Raw genomic sequence first — 14160 nt, forward strand, 5'->3', positions numbered from 1 at the left:
CAGGAACGCTCCAAATTGGGGTTCCAAGGGGCATCGCCCTCACAGGGTGTCACTTTCATGAGTGCGGCTTCTGGATGCGGCACATGGCGCAAACCCGCGTGCCGGGTCATACACAACCAGTATCGCCTGCAAACCAGCCTCAAAAGAAGCACCGCTCAACCCTACCCACCCGGCCCATGCGGCGAAGGTGCCGCTGGTGTTTGGATGGCCATATGCACGAACCATAGAGGGAACGGCACGGGAACGCCCAAAATTGGGGGTTCGAAGGGGGCATCGCCCCATCGCGGGGTTGCTAGGGGCTGGCCCCTAGCCGCCGCCCGCGTAGGGCATTCACCAACCGAACAAAAACCACCCTCATCATCGAAGCCGCAGCCGGTCGCCCCAACCGCGCAACGCTGCAAGCATTGCCTACGGTTGGGGCGACCCAAAAACCACGCGGAAGCAGCCTCAAAAGTGACACCTGTTGAGGGCTGGCCCCTGACGCCGCCCGCGCAGGGCACCACCCACCCGCCACACAGAACCTCCTCCATCGAGGCCGCACCCGGTCGCCCCGACCGCGCAACGCTGCAAGCATTGCCTACGGTCGGCCCGACCCAAAAACGCCCCAAACGTGACACCATGTGAGGGAAGACCGTTTACCACCAAAGCTCCAAAAGAACGATTCACCACGAAGGCACGAGGTGAGGAAAAAACGCGAAAGTGCCCCTACGTGATGGGTGCCTCGCCGCGCCCCAGCTGAAAGGCGCGGCGGTAGGCCTGTGGCGACACCTGCACCGCGCGCCGGAAGTGAAAGCGCAGCACCGCAGCCGACCCAAAGCCGCACTGCGCTGCGATCTCCTCGATAGGCGTATCGGTGGTCTCCAGCAGGCGCTGGGCTAGGGCGATCCGCTGGCGCTGCAGCCACTGGTGCGGTGTAGTGCCCAGCGCGGCACTGAAGCGGCGCGTGAAGGTGCGCGCGCTCATCACAGCGTGCGCCGCCAGCTGCTCGATCGTCAGCGCCTCATGGAGGTGCGCTGCCATCCAGCCCAGCGTCGCGCTCAAGGGCGCATCGGCATCGGGCCGGAGCAGCGGCGTCTCAATATACTGCACCTGCCCGCCCTCGCGGTGCAGCGGCACCACCATCCTGCGAGCCACGGCTGCGGCGATCTCGGCCCCATAGTCCTGGCGCACCACATACAGCGAAAGGTCGATGGCAGCCGCCGTGCCTGCGGCGGTCAGCACCTGACCATCGTCGACATAGAGCACCCGCGAGTCGACGCGCACCTTAGGGTAGCGCGCCGCCAGCTCGCCTGCCCAGGCCCAGTGAGTGGTGGCGCGCCGCCCATCGAGCAGCCCGGCGGCGGCCAGCAAAAATGCGCCGGTGCAGTACGATATCAGCCGAGCGCCCCGGCCACACGCGCTATGCAGCGCCGCAAGCAGCTCGGGGGGCGGCGGCCCGCTGCGGAGGCGCGGCGAGCTTGGTACGATCACGGTATCGGCCTCGGCCAGCGCGGCCAGGCCGTGCGGCGCGCTGATCATCACGCCGCTGCCGCTACGCACCGCACCCGGCTCAGCGGCGCATACCAGCGTGTGGTACCAGGGCACGCGCAGTTCTGGCCGCTCTAGCCCAAAGATCTCGGTCGCAACCCCCAGCTGAAACAGATTGACCGCGTCGTGCGCGATGATGGCGATTGTGTGCATGGCCGTTTTTTAATGCCCCGCGTCTCTTCTCCCACTGGTCGCTACGCGACCGCTCTGGCAAAATTCTAGGGCATCGCATGGGTTCTGCCAAATTGGCGTGGGCGTGTGGGGATGCGCTGGGAAGATTGGGAAAAGGAGATCGACCGTGAATCTATCGCCCAGGCCGCTGCTTGGCGCTATCGCCAAGCGCATGCCGTTCGCACGGCCATTCTGGTTTCTTGTCGTCGGATCGTTCATCAACAAGGCTGGAAACTTCGTCATCCCCTTTTTCACACTCTACCTCACCACCTCTATGGGGCTGTCGATTACGCAGACCACGCTGATCATCTCGCTTATGGGCCTCGGGTCGCTGGCGGCGGGCATATGCGGCGGCGTACTGGCCGACATGGTCGGGCGGCGCGCGACCCTGCTGATCAGCCTTGGGGCCACCGGGCTGCTGATGCTGGCCCTTGGCTTTGTGCGCAGCATCCCGGTCATCCTGCTGCTGGCCATCCCCTACCAGTTTTTCAACGAGGTGTTCCGCCCGGCCACGTCGGCGGTGATCGCCGATGTGGTGCCGCCAGAGCAGCGTGTGCAGGCGTTTGGGCTGCGCTACTGGGCAAACAATCTCGGCAACGCCATCGGGCCGCTGGTCGCCGGGGTGGTCGCGCCGATCTCGTACACGCTGCTATTTGTGGGCGATGCGGCGGCCACGCTCTGCTTTGCGGCACTGGTATGGGTAGGCATCCCCGAGACTGGGCAGCCAAGGCGCGGGGCTGGGCTGCCGCCGCTGCGCAGCGCCTTGGCCGACCCGTGGCTGTGGGCCTACTCCGTGCTCGGGTTCGTGTTTGACTGCATCTACGTGCAGTGGTCATCGGCGCTGCCGCTCGACATGGTCGCTCACGGCCTAGGCGCGCTTGCCTACGGAACCGTGGTGGCGGTGAATGCGCTGATGGTCGTCGCGGTCAGCATCCCGCTGCTGGGCTTTTTCCAGCGGCGCGATCTGCATATCGCGCTGGGCGTGGCGTCGCTGATGCTGGGCCTGGGGATGGGGATCTATAGCTGGATGAGCACCTACCCAGCCTATCTGATCGGCGCGGCGATCTGGACCGTGGGCGAGATTCTCTCCATCCCGATCGCGAGCGTGCTGATCGCCCAGCTGTCGCCAGATCAGCTGCGCGCATCCTATCAGGGGATACACAGCACCATGCGTTCGCTATCGGTGCTCGTCGCGCCTGCGCTGGGCGGCCTAGTGATCGATAGGCTTGGCCCTGGGGCGCTGTGGCAGATCTGCCTCGGCCTGGGGCTGCTGACAGCGGGCGGCTATCTGGCTGTCGGCCAGCTGCGCAAGGGAGACCTGCGCCGCCGAGCAGCGGGCAGAAGCCTAGCCAGCTAGCCGTAGCGCCCTGGCCTGCGCTCGACGGTGGCCGCATTATTTATACATTATTTACGATCGGCCCCCGCGCATTTACGCCCTTTTTACAGCGCGCTGCTACCATAAACCCATCTGAGACAGCACCCCCAGCAACAAGCAGCAGCAGAAAGGACGCGAGGATGCGCACCACCATGGATCATGCCACGCTTGCCGCCCCCAGCGCCGCCACCGGCGGCGCGCCCGCCCAGCGCCCCACCCCGTTCTACAAGCACCTCTACGTGCAGGTGCTAGCCGCCATCGCCATCGGCGCGCTGATCGGCTACCTCTTCCCCGCGTTCGGCGCATCGCTCAAGCCGCTGGGCGACGCCTTCATCAAGCTGATCAAGATGATGATCGCGCCGATCATCTTCTTCACGGTCGTCACCGGCATCGCCAAGATCGGCGACATGCGCGAGGTGGGCCGCGTGGGGCTCAAGGCCTTCACCTACTTCGAGGTGGTCTCGACGCTGGCCCTGGTGATCGGCCTGGTGGTGGTGAACCTAGTCAGGCCGGGCGCGGGCATGAACATCGACCCCAAGGCGCTCGACACCTCGGCGATCGAGAGCTACACCAAGGGCGCGCAGTCGCTCAACACCGTCGATTTCCTGCTGCACATGATCCCCGACACCGTATTGGGCGCGTTCGCCAGCGGCGAGATCCTGCAGGTGCTGCTGTTCTCCATCCTGTTCGGCGTGGCCCTGGCCCGCTTCGGCGAGAAGGGCAAGCCCGTGGCCGACCTGCTCGACCACGCCTCGCACCTGTTCTTCGACGCGATCGGCCTGATCATGCGGCTCGCGCCCGTGGGCGCGTTCGGCGCGATGGCCTTCACGGTGGGCAAGTACGGCGTCGGCTCGCTGTTCTCGCTGGGCAAGCTGATGGCCTGCGTCTACATCACCTGCGCGCTGTTCGTGTTCGTGGTGCTGAACGCCATCGCGCGGGCCACCGGCTTCAGCCTCTGGAAGTTCCTGGGCTACATCCGCGAGGAGATCCTGATCGTGCTGGGCACATCGTCATCCGAAGCGGCGCTGCCTCGCATGCTGGCCAAGCTGGAAAACCTGGGCTGCGCCAAGCCGGTGGTCGGCCTGACCATCCCCGCAGGCTACTCGTTCAACCTCGACGGCACCTCGATCTACCTGACCATGGCCGCGCTGTTCGTGGCCCAGGCCACCAACGTGCAGCTCGACCTGGGCCAGCAACTCACCATCCTGGCCGTGCTGCTACTCACATCCAAGGGCGCGGCGGCGGTCACGGGCGGCGGCTTCATCACGCTGGCCGCCACGCTGGCCACCATCGGCACGGTGCCGGTGGCCGGGCTGGCCCTGCTGCTGGGCGTCGACCGCTTTATGTCCGAGGCCCGCGCGATCACCAACCTGATCGGCAACGGCGTGGCCACCGTGGTGGTCTCGCGATGGGATGGCGCGCTGGACCGCGAGCGGATGCGGCGCGTGCTGGATGGCGAGGTGGTGGATGCCGAGGCCCAGCCCACAGCGCTGGCCGAGGGCCAGGCGGCGGCAGCCTAGCAGCCCAGGGGTGGTGCGCCTTCCTCGCGGCGGGGCTGGATGCGGTACAATGCATCCAGTCCCGCTGTTGTACGCCTGCGGCCTACCCGCCCAGGGGGAAAGTGAGCGATTGCGATGCTGCATCGATCTCTGCTGCTGCGCGCTGCGACGCTGTTGCTGGCGGCGCTAGCCCTAGCCCAGTGCGCCCCGCTCGCAGGCGAGCCACCGCGCACCATCCGCTTCGGCGCGACGATCTCGATCACCGGGCCGACCGCCAAGGAGGGCGAGCACGCCCGCGACGGCTACCTGCTGGCGATCGAGGCGATCAACGCGCTGGGCGGCATCCGCGTGGGCGGGCGCAGCTACCTGGCCGAGCTGCGCTACTACGACGACGAGTCGCGCCCCGAGCGGGCCACCGAGCTGTACGAGAAGCTGATCGCGGTCGACCGCGTGGATTTTCTGCTGGGGCCGTATGGCTCTGGCCCTACCGCCGCCGCCGCCGCCGTGGCCGAGCGCCACAGCATCCCGCTGGTGGAGGGCAACGGCTCCGCCGATAGCATCTTCGCCCAGGGCTACCGCCACACCTTCGGCATCATGACGCCCGCCAGCGGCTACCTGCGCGGCATGGTCGATCTGGCGCTGGCCGCCGACCCGCCACTGCGCACCCTGGCCATCCTCCACGCCGACGACATCTTCTCGCGCGCCACCGCCGAGGGTGCCGCCGCCTACGCCCAGCGGCGCGGCATGCGCGTGGTGGCGCAGGCCCAGTACCCCGCCGACAGTCAGGATGTGGCCGCGCAGCTGGCAGCAGCCCAGGCCGCCCGACCCGACCTGCTGCTGGGCGCAACGCACCTGCAGGATGCCCTGCTGATCGTGCGGCAGGCCCAGGCGCTGGGCTTCGCGCCGCGCGCCATGGGCTTTAGTGTTGGCCCGGCCTCGCCCGCCTTCCGCAAGACCCTGGGCGGCGGGGCCGACTACGTGCTCGGCTCGGCCCAGTGGACGCCCGCGCTGGCCTACCAAGGCGACGACCCGTGGGGCAGCGCCGCCCGCTTCGACGCCGCGTTCCGCCAGCGCTTCCCCGACAGCGCCAGCACGCCCTACACCGCCGCGTGCTCCGCCGCATCGCTGGTGGCCTACCAGCGCGCCATCGAGCTGGCCGGCTCGCTCGACCCAGCCATGGTGCGCGACCAGCTGCAGCAGCTGGCGATCGACACCTTCTTTGGCCCCATCCGCTTCGACGCATCCGGGCTGAATCGCTCGCGCACCATGGCCGTCGAGCAGCTGCTCCCCGACGGCAGCGCCGCCACCGTCTACCCGCTGGAGATGGCCGATCACGCCGCGATCTTCCCCGCGCCGTAGGCCGCACCCGCCGCCACTGGCGTGGTGATGGCCCGCTCGCGCAGCCGTCGGCCCGCGTCGGGGTCGTGCGAGGGCAGAAAAATGGTGGGGTGCAGAGCCATGTAGGCGGCGATCTGGTCCATGCTGCGCCGCGCATCCTGCGGGTAGAAGCCCACGCCGTCGATCTGCCGTTCGAGCAGATGCCGCTCGGTGTAGGCGGCATCCCCGGCCAAAAAGTAGCTCAGATCGCCGTCGCGCACCACCACGGAGAGGTGGCCGCGCGTGTGGCCTGGGGTCGGCACCAGCGTGATCGCACCATCGCGCGTGACCGCGAAGCTGCGCGGGAACGGCCCCAGCGGCTCGGGGCGCAGATCGACGAGCTGCGGCTGGAACCAGCTGGGGATCTGCTGGCCCAGGGCGCGAAAGATCAGCCGCTGCGAGAGCTTCTGCGTATCCTGCCACTCCTCGCGGCCCACCAGGAAGGTGTTGTTGGCGAAGGTCGCCATGCCATCCATATGGTCGCCGTGCAGGTGGGTGAGGATGACGGCGCGCACATCGGCGGGGGTGATGCCCAGCGCCGCAAGCTGCGGGCCGACCTCTTGCTCGGGCGCGATCTCGAAGCGCGCAAACGGCGCGTGCGGCGCATCGGCGCGCTCGCCCGTGTCCACCACGAAGATGCCCTCATCGTGCTCGATCACCCACACATAGATCGGGATGGCCTCGCTCCAGCGCCGGTCGGTGAAGGTGTCGAGATGGCGCGCCACCCCCGACCGCCGCGCTCGCCACATGGCCTCTTTCACATAGCCTTTGCCAGTTGAAAATGCTTGGATTCGCATGATGCTTCCTTTTGTTTGTAAGTGAATGTTCACAATTATTATAAACACCCACGCGCACCATGTCAAGCAGCAGATCGCAACGCGATCGATGTGTTCAACCACAGCAAAGGGCCAGAGCGAACGATTCGCCTGACCCCTATGCCCCTTCGCACCTTCGCGCCTTGATGTCTTGATGGTAAAAACATGCTGCCGATCAGGAACGTACAAGCCTTGGGATAGCAGCCGCCAGGTTTGACAGACCACCAATCCCCCGCTACCATACGCGGCAGAGCCTAGCCCGCACATAAAGAAAACCCATGCCACGACCAAGCCAAGAGCTAAAGATCCTAGAAGCCGCGCTCGCCTGCTTCGCCGAGCACGGCTACGACGGCACGCGCATCAAGCAGATCGCGCAGCGCGCGGGCGTCTCCGAGGGCGCGCTCTACCGCCACTACCCATCTAAAGAAGCGGTGGCCCGCGCGCTGTTTATCGAGCACATGGGCGATCTGGGCCACGCCGCTGCGCAGATCGTCGCGCTGCCGCTTGCCACGCCTGCGCGGCTGGAGCGCTGCGTGAAGCTGATACTCGCGCGCTACCGCGCCAACCCTGCGGCCATGCTGTTTGTGCTTCAGCAGAAGCCTCAGCTGTTTGGCGAGATCCCGCCCGGCTTCCTATGGCCGCTCGATATGCTTGAGCGGTTGATGGCAGAGGGCCAGCGCGATGGCAGCGTGCGCGCGGGCCAGCCCAACCTGCTTGCGGCCATGTTCCTGGGCTGCCTCGTGCGCCCGCTGCTGGTGGCCGAGTACGCCGACCCTGGGTCGCTCGACCTGCTGCACACCACCGCCCACGACCGCACGATTGTCGCGGCGGCGCTAGCCGCTGTGGCCCGCCCATCCGCCCGCGAGGCCCCCGATGAGTGACCCCGATGAGCTTGAAGCGCCCGCACCCGACCCGCGCGATGCCGCACGAGCACACCAGAAAGCTATGATGATCTCCATCCTGATGATCGCCCTTGGCGCGGCGGTCGGCGCGAACCTACGCTACGGCATCTCGATCTGGGCGGGCAGCACATTTGGCCCAGCCTTCCCCTATGGCACACTGATCATCAACGTGCTAGGCAGCTTTGTGATCGGCCTGGTGATGGCGGTGCACGTCACGCGCGCGCCGCTCAGCGAGCCGCTGCGACTGCTAGTGGTCACCGGCCTGCTCGGCGGGTTCACCACCTTCTCCAGCTTCAGCTACGAGGCCTATACGCTGATGCTGCGCGGCCAGTGGGCGCTGGCGCTGCTCTACTCGGCGGGAAGCGTGGTGCTGGGGCTGGCGGCGGTGGCGCTGGCCTTCGGGCTGGTGCAGCTGCTCTAGCCTGCGGGGGAAAACGCAGGGGCGGCCAGGATAGATCCTGACCGCCCCTGCGCATCTGCCAGCGCGCGAATGCCCGCCCTTAGCGCGCCTGGAGGCTCTGCTGATGATAGAACTGGTCAAGCGCATCCTGCGGGGTGCGCGTGGTATGCACCATATCGTTTAGCGACACGCCCATCTGGGTCAGCGAGAGCGCGATCTGCGCCGTGATACCGCTGATCGTCACTTGGCAGCCCAGCAGCTGGAGCGACTGCGCGGTCTTGATCAGCCGCTGCGCCACCGTGGTGTCCAGCATGGAGACGCCGGTCACATCCAGGATGACCAGGTGCACGCGGCGCTCGTAGGCGATGGCCAGCAGCCGTTGGGTGATGATCTGGGCGCGGCGCGTGTCGATATTGCCGATCAGCGGCGTGATCAGCACACCCTCGGCGACCTGGATGGCCGGGATCTCCAGCTGCGAAACCAGATCGAGCAGCGACTCCTGGTCCTTATTGATCTTGGCCAGCTCGGTGCTGCGATCCTCGGCCAGCTGCTGGTCGCGCTCGGCCTTCCAGCGGGCGTCCTCGGCGCGATCGGCGTTGAGCTTGGCCCGCAGCTCATTCGACTGCGAGATCTTCCACAGCAGCGCGACCGCCGCGATCGTCACCGCATACAGCAGCAGCATCTGGGCGTTGGTGTAAACGCCGACGCCGCCAGCGCGGAACAGGGTCATCCCCAGCATCACGACGATGCTGCCGATAGCCCAGAGCCAGTCGGTCATGATCAGGATGATGATCGGCACCACGATCAGCTGGATGGCAAACTGCTGGGTGATAAATGGCTCGGCGATCGATGCGCCGACCGAGAGCGTCATCACCACCGCATTAATATAGCGCGCTGGCTCCCATCCCTTGATATACGCGGCCAGCAGCGCGCTGTAGAGCACCAGCGCAATGCCGATAGTCAGCTTCTGATCTATAAGGCCGCCGGTGGCCAACAGGATGATCAGCAGAATACATGCGCCGACGATCTGTAGCCCTAACATACCTAGTACAGCCTGCCGTTGTGTGATCATCATGGTATGTGGCACTCCTACACCACTATTCAAAAGCACTGGTTGGCAATTGCGGGATCGTTGTACGTTGATCTGGTTGAATGTGCTCCCCTGCCCCTGCGATGAATTGGGATAGGACACCATTGGTGCCAGCGCCAGTCGCATGATCTCCTGCAGGGTATATTGTGCCGTCAACCCCTCTTATTTGTCAAAAGGCCGCTGCGATAGCAGTTCGTACTGCGGCCTGGCCTGGGCCTGCCGCTATATGCGGCGATAGGTGTATGTATAAGGTAGGAATCGCTCCATGCCGTTGGGAGCATGAAGCCTCGCTGATATGCAGTATAACACGTTTAAGATGGCCAAAAAACGGGTAGCGCACACTATGTAAAGATAAGAGAACTGCTATGTAACGCACCCTAAAGCTACACAGCGCTGTTTGTCATATGATAGATCGCCAAACACGCGCGATTTCCTCACAAAACTGCACAGCTTCGACAAACAACTGCAAGGCAGCCGCAACATAGCCGAAGATCAGCTGGTGCCACCTCGACGTAGCGCGCTCGAAGTTGTGTATCATGGGCGCAGCGGCCCGATCCGGATGACCGAAAGGACAAGCCACGATGGCAGAGCGAAGCTATGGGCGGCGGGATGCCGCAGCCTTCTCCAGCGACATACGCCCAGGCCACGAGCCAGAGTACACCGTGCAGCAGGCCGCCGAGCTGACCGGGCTAGGCGAGCACACCCTGCGCTACTACGAGCGGATCGGCCTGCTCAACTCCATCCGCCGCGACACATCCAGTGGGCACCGCCGCTACTCGGCCCAGGATCTGCACCGCATGGAGCACATGGCCTGCCTGCGCGCCACCGGCATGCCGATCGACCTCATGCGCCGCTACTTCGAGCTGGCGCCCGAGGGGCCATCCGCCGCGCCCGAGCTGCTGGCCCTGCTGGAGGAGTACCGACCGCTGCTGGAGGATCGCATCCGCCAGATGCAATCGCATATGGAGTATCTCCAGCGCAAGATCGCCTACTGGCAGTCGGTAGATGCGCAGAATGCCGAGGCGGCGCGGGCCATTGGCCAGGAGCTGTGGGATGAGATCCACGGCGACCCATGCGATCCCGATGAGGCGGCGGGCTAACGCTAGAATCAAGCGGTAGAGTCGGCCAAGAGCCGCTGGGCAAATTCGCACATCCGCGCCGCGCGGGCCAAGCTGGATGCGCTGCGCCGCGACTTCGACGCTTGGGAGGAGACACGCGCGGCGAGGATGTGCTGCTGGCCTAGCGGGCGCGTTGTCCAAGGAAAGAGATCGTTCCCCTCGTTTGGTCGGCATGTGCCCTACACGGGCTGTAGGTCGGGGCATAGCCACGTACAAGAGCACAAGTGGCTATGCCCTTTTTACATTGGGTCTGTAGTGTCGCTATGACCTATGTTGGCAACCTACGTTCATGATTATGGCTATAACAACAAGACACATGATGGCTATCGCCCTGTGATTGAGCAATATATTGGCGATTTCAAATTATGGTGTGCTAATAATTCGTTATGTTATGTTAAGCCTTAGGCATCTTGGGTTGGCAGCAGTTATTTTCATTAATCGCTCTCTTCTGATCTTAGCATGTGATATCTTTTCCGTTTAAATATGAAATTGGATTGCCAGAAACAGCAATCTACAGATTAAATAATGTATTGACATGTAGCATGAAATAGCTATAATCTTAATACCACTTCCAACAACTTCTAATAATTTTAACTAAATGGTATTCAAAAAGGAGAGATCATGCGTGTACGTATCCTGCTTCTCAGCATGTTTTTCATGCTCAGCCTCGTGATCGTCCCATGAGTGAAGGCGGAAGTTCAGAGTCAAACGACGGATGATCTAGCAGCAGAGCTTGTTACCCTGCTAGCACTTGCTGGTGACAATGCTGGTACAAGGTGGGAACAGTTTTCGCCAGCGCAGCAGGATTTAGTATTGCAGTACCTGAAGCCTAATCTTTACAAACAGGGCAAAAAAGTTAAGCTGGTTGCATTCAAAGATGTCTTTGTGAAGTTTGCCCCTCCGCCTTTCACGAACCCATTTTCGACAAGTGCTGCTACAGGATATTCTATATCTAATGTCAAAAGAGGATGGACAACCCGCTATACTCTAGCGACAAGTGTTTCTGGAAATGCGCCTTCCTGCTGCCAGTCTACTTTATCTCTCACATCACAATATGGATGGAGTAATTCTTTTAATGCTAATGTAGGTGTTTCGGCACAAGTTGTTACAGCCGGAATTGGATTTGATGTCACTTTATCGGGTAGTAGTACCTATCAATATTAGCTAAATATGCCACCAAACACATCGTGGGAAATTGATGCTTATCATAAGCATCTTGTCACTGATTATGACGTGTGGTTTACTCCCCCTAGCAGGTAATCCATACAAAGCAGGGTCTGGTCAGGCCTTTGAGTTTAGAGGTGTTAGCTATTCTGTTTGGCAAGTGAAATGATTATTATCTTGCAACAAAAGTAATTTTAACCTGTTCATTTTCTAATATCAACTAGGATATCCTAGTTGATATTAGTTAGACAGATAGAATTATAAAAAGATCACTAATACTAAGTGTACTTAAAGCACTATTATTATCGATCATCGCACCCCTTGAATTCATTCACTTACAATACCACAACTACCAACTTTTACGAAACATTGATATTATCATACAAAAGATATTAATCGATGTTAGCAAGGATATTACAATGACAACTTCTCTCTATAAGCTTAGTATTTTTGTTCTTTTAGCGTTTTCCCTTTCATCTTGCTCAAGTATATTGAATAACAATTCACCTTGGAAAGAAAGTACACCTATACCTAAGCCACATACCGTATCAACATTAGGCACACTTGAACTCTTTATTACAGATGATACACCAAATATCATACTAGGTTTAACCTGTTCAGGAACTAACTCCTATAAAGATATAATTATCTCTATCGAAGAAGGTAAAAGCAATTTCAGCTCTCATAGTTCAATGAGCAAATTAGACTGTAGTTCTCAATCTCATCATTATGAAAATGTACTTGAGGTTAATAATATATTCCATGTTGGTGATACGCTTGAGATCAGCTTGGAAGCTAACGCTAGTGATATCAACAAAAAGAAAGAAACAACCTTCTATATGATAGGTACGGACAAACGATTACGTGAAGGCGCTGGCTCCGTTTGGAAATGAGCTGTACCATCGATATCCCTGCTGCCTGATATGTTATGCTCAATACACTCTGGCTCTTCAGGAGTAGCCGTGGAACATAATCGTGCAATTTTCTCTACCGCTTCCTGATGCTGTATCTGACGAACAATATTGGGTAAATCTGGTTCTACTTGACCATTATCACGTCCGTTCCTGAAGAGCCTACATCTTTGTAACTATCGGCTTCTTGCAGCTATAAGCCACAAATCGGGGTATAGCCGCTCGTGATTTTGCGAGCGGCTATACTCTTTTAAACTCGATGTTCTGGCCTATCCCGGCAGACTACGGTGATTATGGCCATCAAAACATCAGTAGCACCTTCGGACCATGGGCCTAGTGAAAGAAGATTTCCACGATCCCCATATGCTTTTCTGCCCTCGCTTCTTCTTGATATTCTTCCCTCTTGTTCACTTGGTGTCTTGGCGTCCTGGTGATATTTGTTCTCGGGATGGGCCGGTCGCTAGTAGCCGTAGCGGCTCTTGAGGTGCCGCCAGAAGTCGCGCAGCATCCACTTGTCGAACTCGGTGATCTGGGTGGCCGACCCGGCGTTCATGATGAAGCAGCACATGCCGGTGGGCGTCCAGTCGTAGAAGTCGTCGAGGCCGAAGGTGTGCCCTATCTCGTGCAGCAGAATGTGGATGTTGTCGCTGTTCAGCGCGCCCACCATGTACTCGCTGCCGACGCGCTGGCCCCAGTCGCCGCCCGCGCCGCCGCCCATGCCCTTGGTGAGCCACAGCGACATGTCGTAGTGGCGGGCCGCGCCGCCGGGGCAGCCCGAGTAGTTGCCATCCTGGTGGAAGAACCGCCCGCACGGCGCGGCGCACTGCGGCGCATTCTCCGCGATGTCGTTCACGTAGATATCCACCGAGCTGTCGGTCCAGTCTAGGGTGCTGCGGTCGCGCACGGCCCAGCCTACCACCTTGACCGACACGCTGGTGTAGGGCCAGCCGTTGGTGCCCTGCCCGTTGTCGAGCATGGCGTCCATCCACTTCTTGAACTGCCTGCTGAGCGCGGCGTGGATCTGGTCGCGCTGCGCGGCGCTCACCTTCGCGTCCGAGTCCCAGCGCACGCAGTAGTTGATGCTGCCCTGGCCCGCGATCACCTGATCCCAGCCATAGTTCTTAAAGCCGTAGAGGTTGGAGTAGGTCGACTCGACGTGCTGCCAGACCTCGTTCAGCGGTGTCACCAGGTTGCTGGGCGGGTTCCAGCCGCTGGGCGCTGGCGTGGGCGAGATGGTGCGCGTGGGCGTCGGGGTGGTGGTGCGCGTGGCGGTGGGCTGCGCCGTGGCCGTGCGCGTGGCCGCCGCCGTGGGCTGCACGGTAGGCGTGCTAGTGCGGGTGGCGGTGGGCTGCGCCGTGGCGGTGGTCGGCTGCGCCGTAGGCGTGGTGGCCGCGCCGCCGCAAGGGCTGCCGTTCACGCTGAAGCTGGCAGGCCTATCGTTGCTGCCGCTCCAGCTGCCCAGAAAGCCGAAAGTCTGCGCGCCGCCCACGGGGATGCTGCCGTTCCAGCTGATGTTGCTGATGCTCACATCCGCACCGGCCTGGGCGGCGCTGGCGTTCCAGATCTGCGTGATCTCCTGGCCGCCGGGGAAGCTCCACGCCAGCGTCCAGCCGCTAATCGCCGAACTGCCGGTGTTGGCGATCGACACATCGGCCTGAAAGCCGCCCTGCCATTGGTTGGTGATGGTGTAGGTCACCTGGCAGGATGTGGCGGCCTGGGCGCTGGCGGTGGCCCCACCCATGCTGCCCAGCACGAAGGTGAGGGCGGTGATCAGGGCCGTGAGCGCCGGTGCGCGGTGCCTACGCTGCGTT

12 protein-coding genes are annotated in these 14160 nt (G+C 61.7%); 8 read left to right on the top strand and 4 right to left on the bottom strand.

Translation table 11 applies throughout. From position 1 onward, the window contains the following. Positions 1-705: 705 nt before the first annotated feature. Positions 706-1680 carry a helix-turn-helix domain-containing protein gene (locus F8S13_11390; protein KAB8142856.1) on the bottom strand — a complete coding sequence of 325 codons (975 nt, stop codon included), beginning with the start codon at positions 1678-1680 and terminating at the stop codon, positions 706-708. Positions 1681-1825: 145 nt separating this feature from the next. Here F8S13_11390 and F8S13_11395 point away from each other — a divergent pair, with 145 nt between their 5' ends. The 3 genes from F8S13_11395 to F8S13_11405 all read left to right on the top strand — a co-directional run bounded on the left by F8S13_11395 (position 1826) and on the right by F8S13_11405 (position 5931). Next, positions 1826-3055 carry an MFS transporter gene (locus tag F8S13_11395; GenBank protein ID KAB8142857.1) on the top strand — a complete coding sequence of 410 codons (1230 nt, stop codon included), beginning with the start codon at positions 1826-1828 and terminating at the stop codon, positions 3053-3055. Positions 3056-3225: 170 nt separating this feature from the next. Then, positions 3226-4593: a dicarboxylate/amino acid:cation symporter gene (locus tag F8S13_11400; protein KAB8143135.1), complete on the top strand. Its 1368-nt coding sequence runs from the start codon at positions 3226-3228 to the stop codon at positions 4591-4593. A 114-nt stretch (positions 4594-4707) separates the two neighbouring features. Then, positions 4708-5931: an ABC transporter substrate-binding protein gene (locus tag F8S13_11405; protein ID KAB8142858.1), complete on the top strand. Its 1224-nt coding sequence runs from the start codon at positions 4708-4710 to the stop codon at positions 5929-5931. On the opposite strand, the gene F8S13_11410 is transcribed toward F8S13_11405, so the two are convergent. Continuing rightward, positions 5904-7049, bottom strand: a complete 1146-nt coding sequence (locus F8S13_11410) for an N-acyl homoserine lactonase family protein (protein ID KAB8142859.1) — start codon at positions 7047-7049, stop codon at positions 5904-5906. The two genes, F8S13_11405 and F8S13_11410, sit on opposite strands and share 28 nt — an antisense overlap. Here F8S13_11410 and F8S13_11415 point away from each other — a divergent pair. Both F8S13_11415 and crcB read left to right on the top strand, forming a co-directional pair. Then, complete coding sequence (locus F8S13_11415) at positions 7043-7645, top strand: TetR/AcrR family transcriptional regulator (protein ID KAB8142860.1); 603 nt, start codon at positions 7043-7045, stop codon at positions 7643-7645. The genes F8S13_11410 and F8S13_11415 overlap by 7 nt on opposite strands. Positions 7646-7712: 67 nt before the next feature. Next, the gene (gene crcB / locus F8S13_11420; protein ID KAB8143136.1) at positions 7713-8087 is read left to right on the top strand and encodes a fluoride efflux transporter CrcB; all 375 of its coding nucleotides are present in this window, start codon (positions 7713-7715) and stop codon (positions 8085-8087) included. Positions 8088-8166: 79 nt separating this feature from the next. Here crcB and F8S13_11425 read toward each other — a convergent pair whose 3' ends face one another. Beyond that, positions 8167-9282 carry an STAS domain-containing protein gene (locus F8S13_11425; GenBank protein ID KAB8142861.1) on the bottom strand — a complete coding sequence of 372 codons (1116 nt, stop codon included), beginning with the start codon at positions 9280-9282 and terminating at the stop codon, positions 8167-8169. Positions 9283-9737: 455 nt separating this feature from the next. On the opposite strand from F8S13_11425, the gene F8S13_11430 reads away from it, so the two are divergent. The 3 genes from F8S13_11430 (at position 9738) to F8S13_11440 (ending at position 12331) form a co-directional block, all read left to right on the top strand. Beyond that, complete coding sequence (locus tag F8S13_11430) at positions 9738-10256, top strand: MerR family transcriptional regulator (GenBank protein KAB8142862.1); 519 nt, start codon at positions 9738-9740, stop codon at positions 10254-10256. A gap of 702 nt (positions 10257-10958) precedes the next feature. Continuing rightward, entirely contained in the window at positions 10959-11438 is a 480-nt protein-coding gene (locus F8S13_11435) for a hypothetical protein (GenBank protein ID KAB8142863.1), read from the top strand. A gap of 419 nt (positions 11439-11857) precedes the next feature. Further along, positions 11858-12331 carry a hypothetical protein gene (locus F8S13_11440; protein ID KAB8142864.1) on the top strand — a complete coding sequence of 158 codons (474 nt, stop codon included), beginning with the start codon at positions 11858-11860 and terminating at the stop codon, positions 12329-12331. 478 nt (positions 12332-12809) lie between these two features. On the opposite strand, the gene F8S13_11445 is transcribed toward F8S13_11440, so the two are convergent. Then, positions 12810-14090, bottom strand: coding sequence for a cellulose-binding protein (locus F8S13_11445; protein ID KAB8143137.1), 1281 nt, complete (start codon positions 14088-14090; stop codon positions 12810-12812). Positions 14091-14160 lie beyond the last annotated feature (70 nt).

Source organism: Chloroflexia bacterium SDU3-3 (genome assembly GCA_009268125.1).
Classification (GTDB): domain Bacteria; phylum Chloroflexota; class Chloroflexia; order Chloroflexales; family Roseiflexaceae; genus SDU3-3.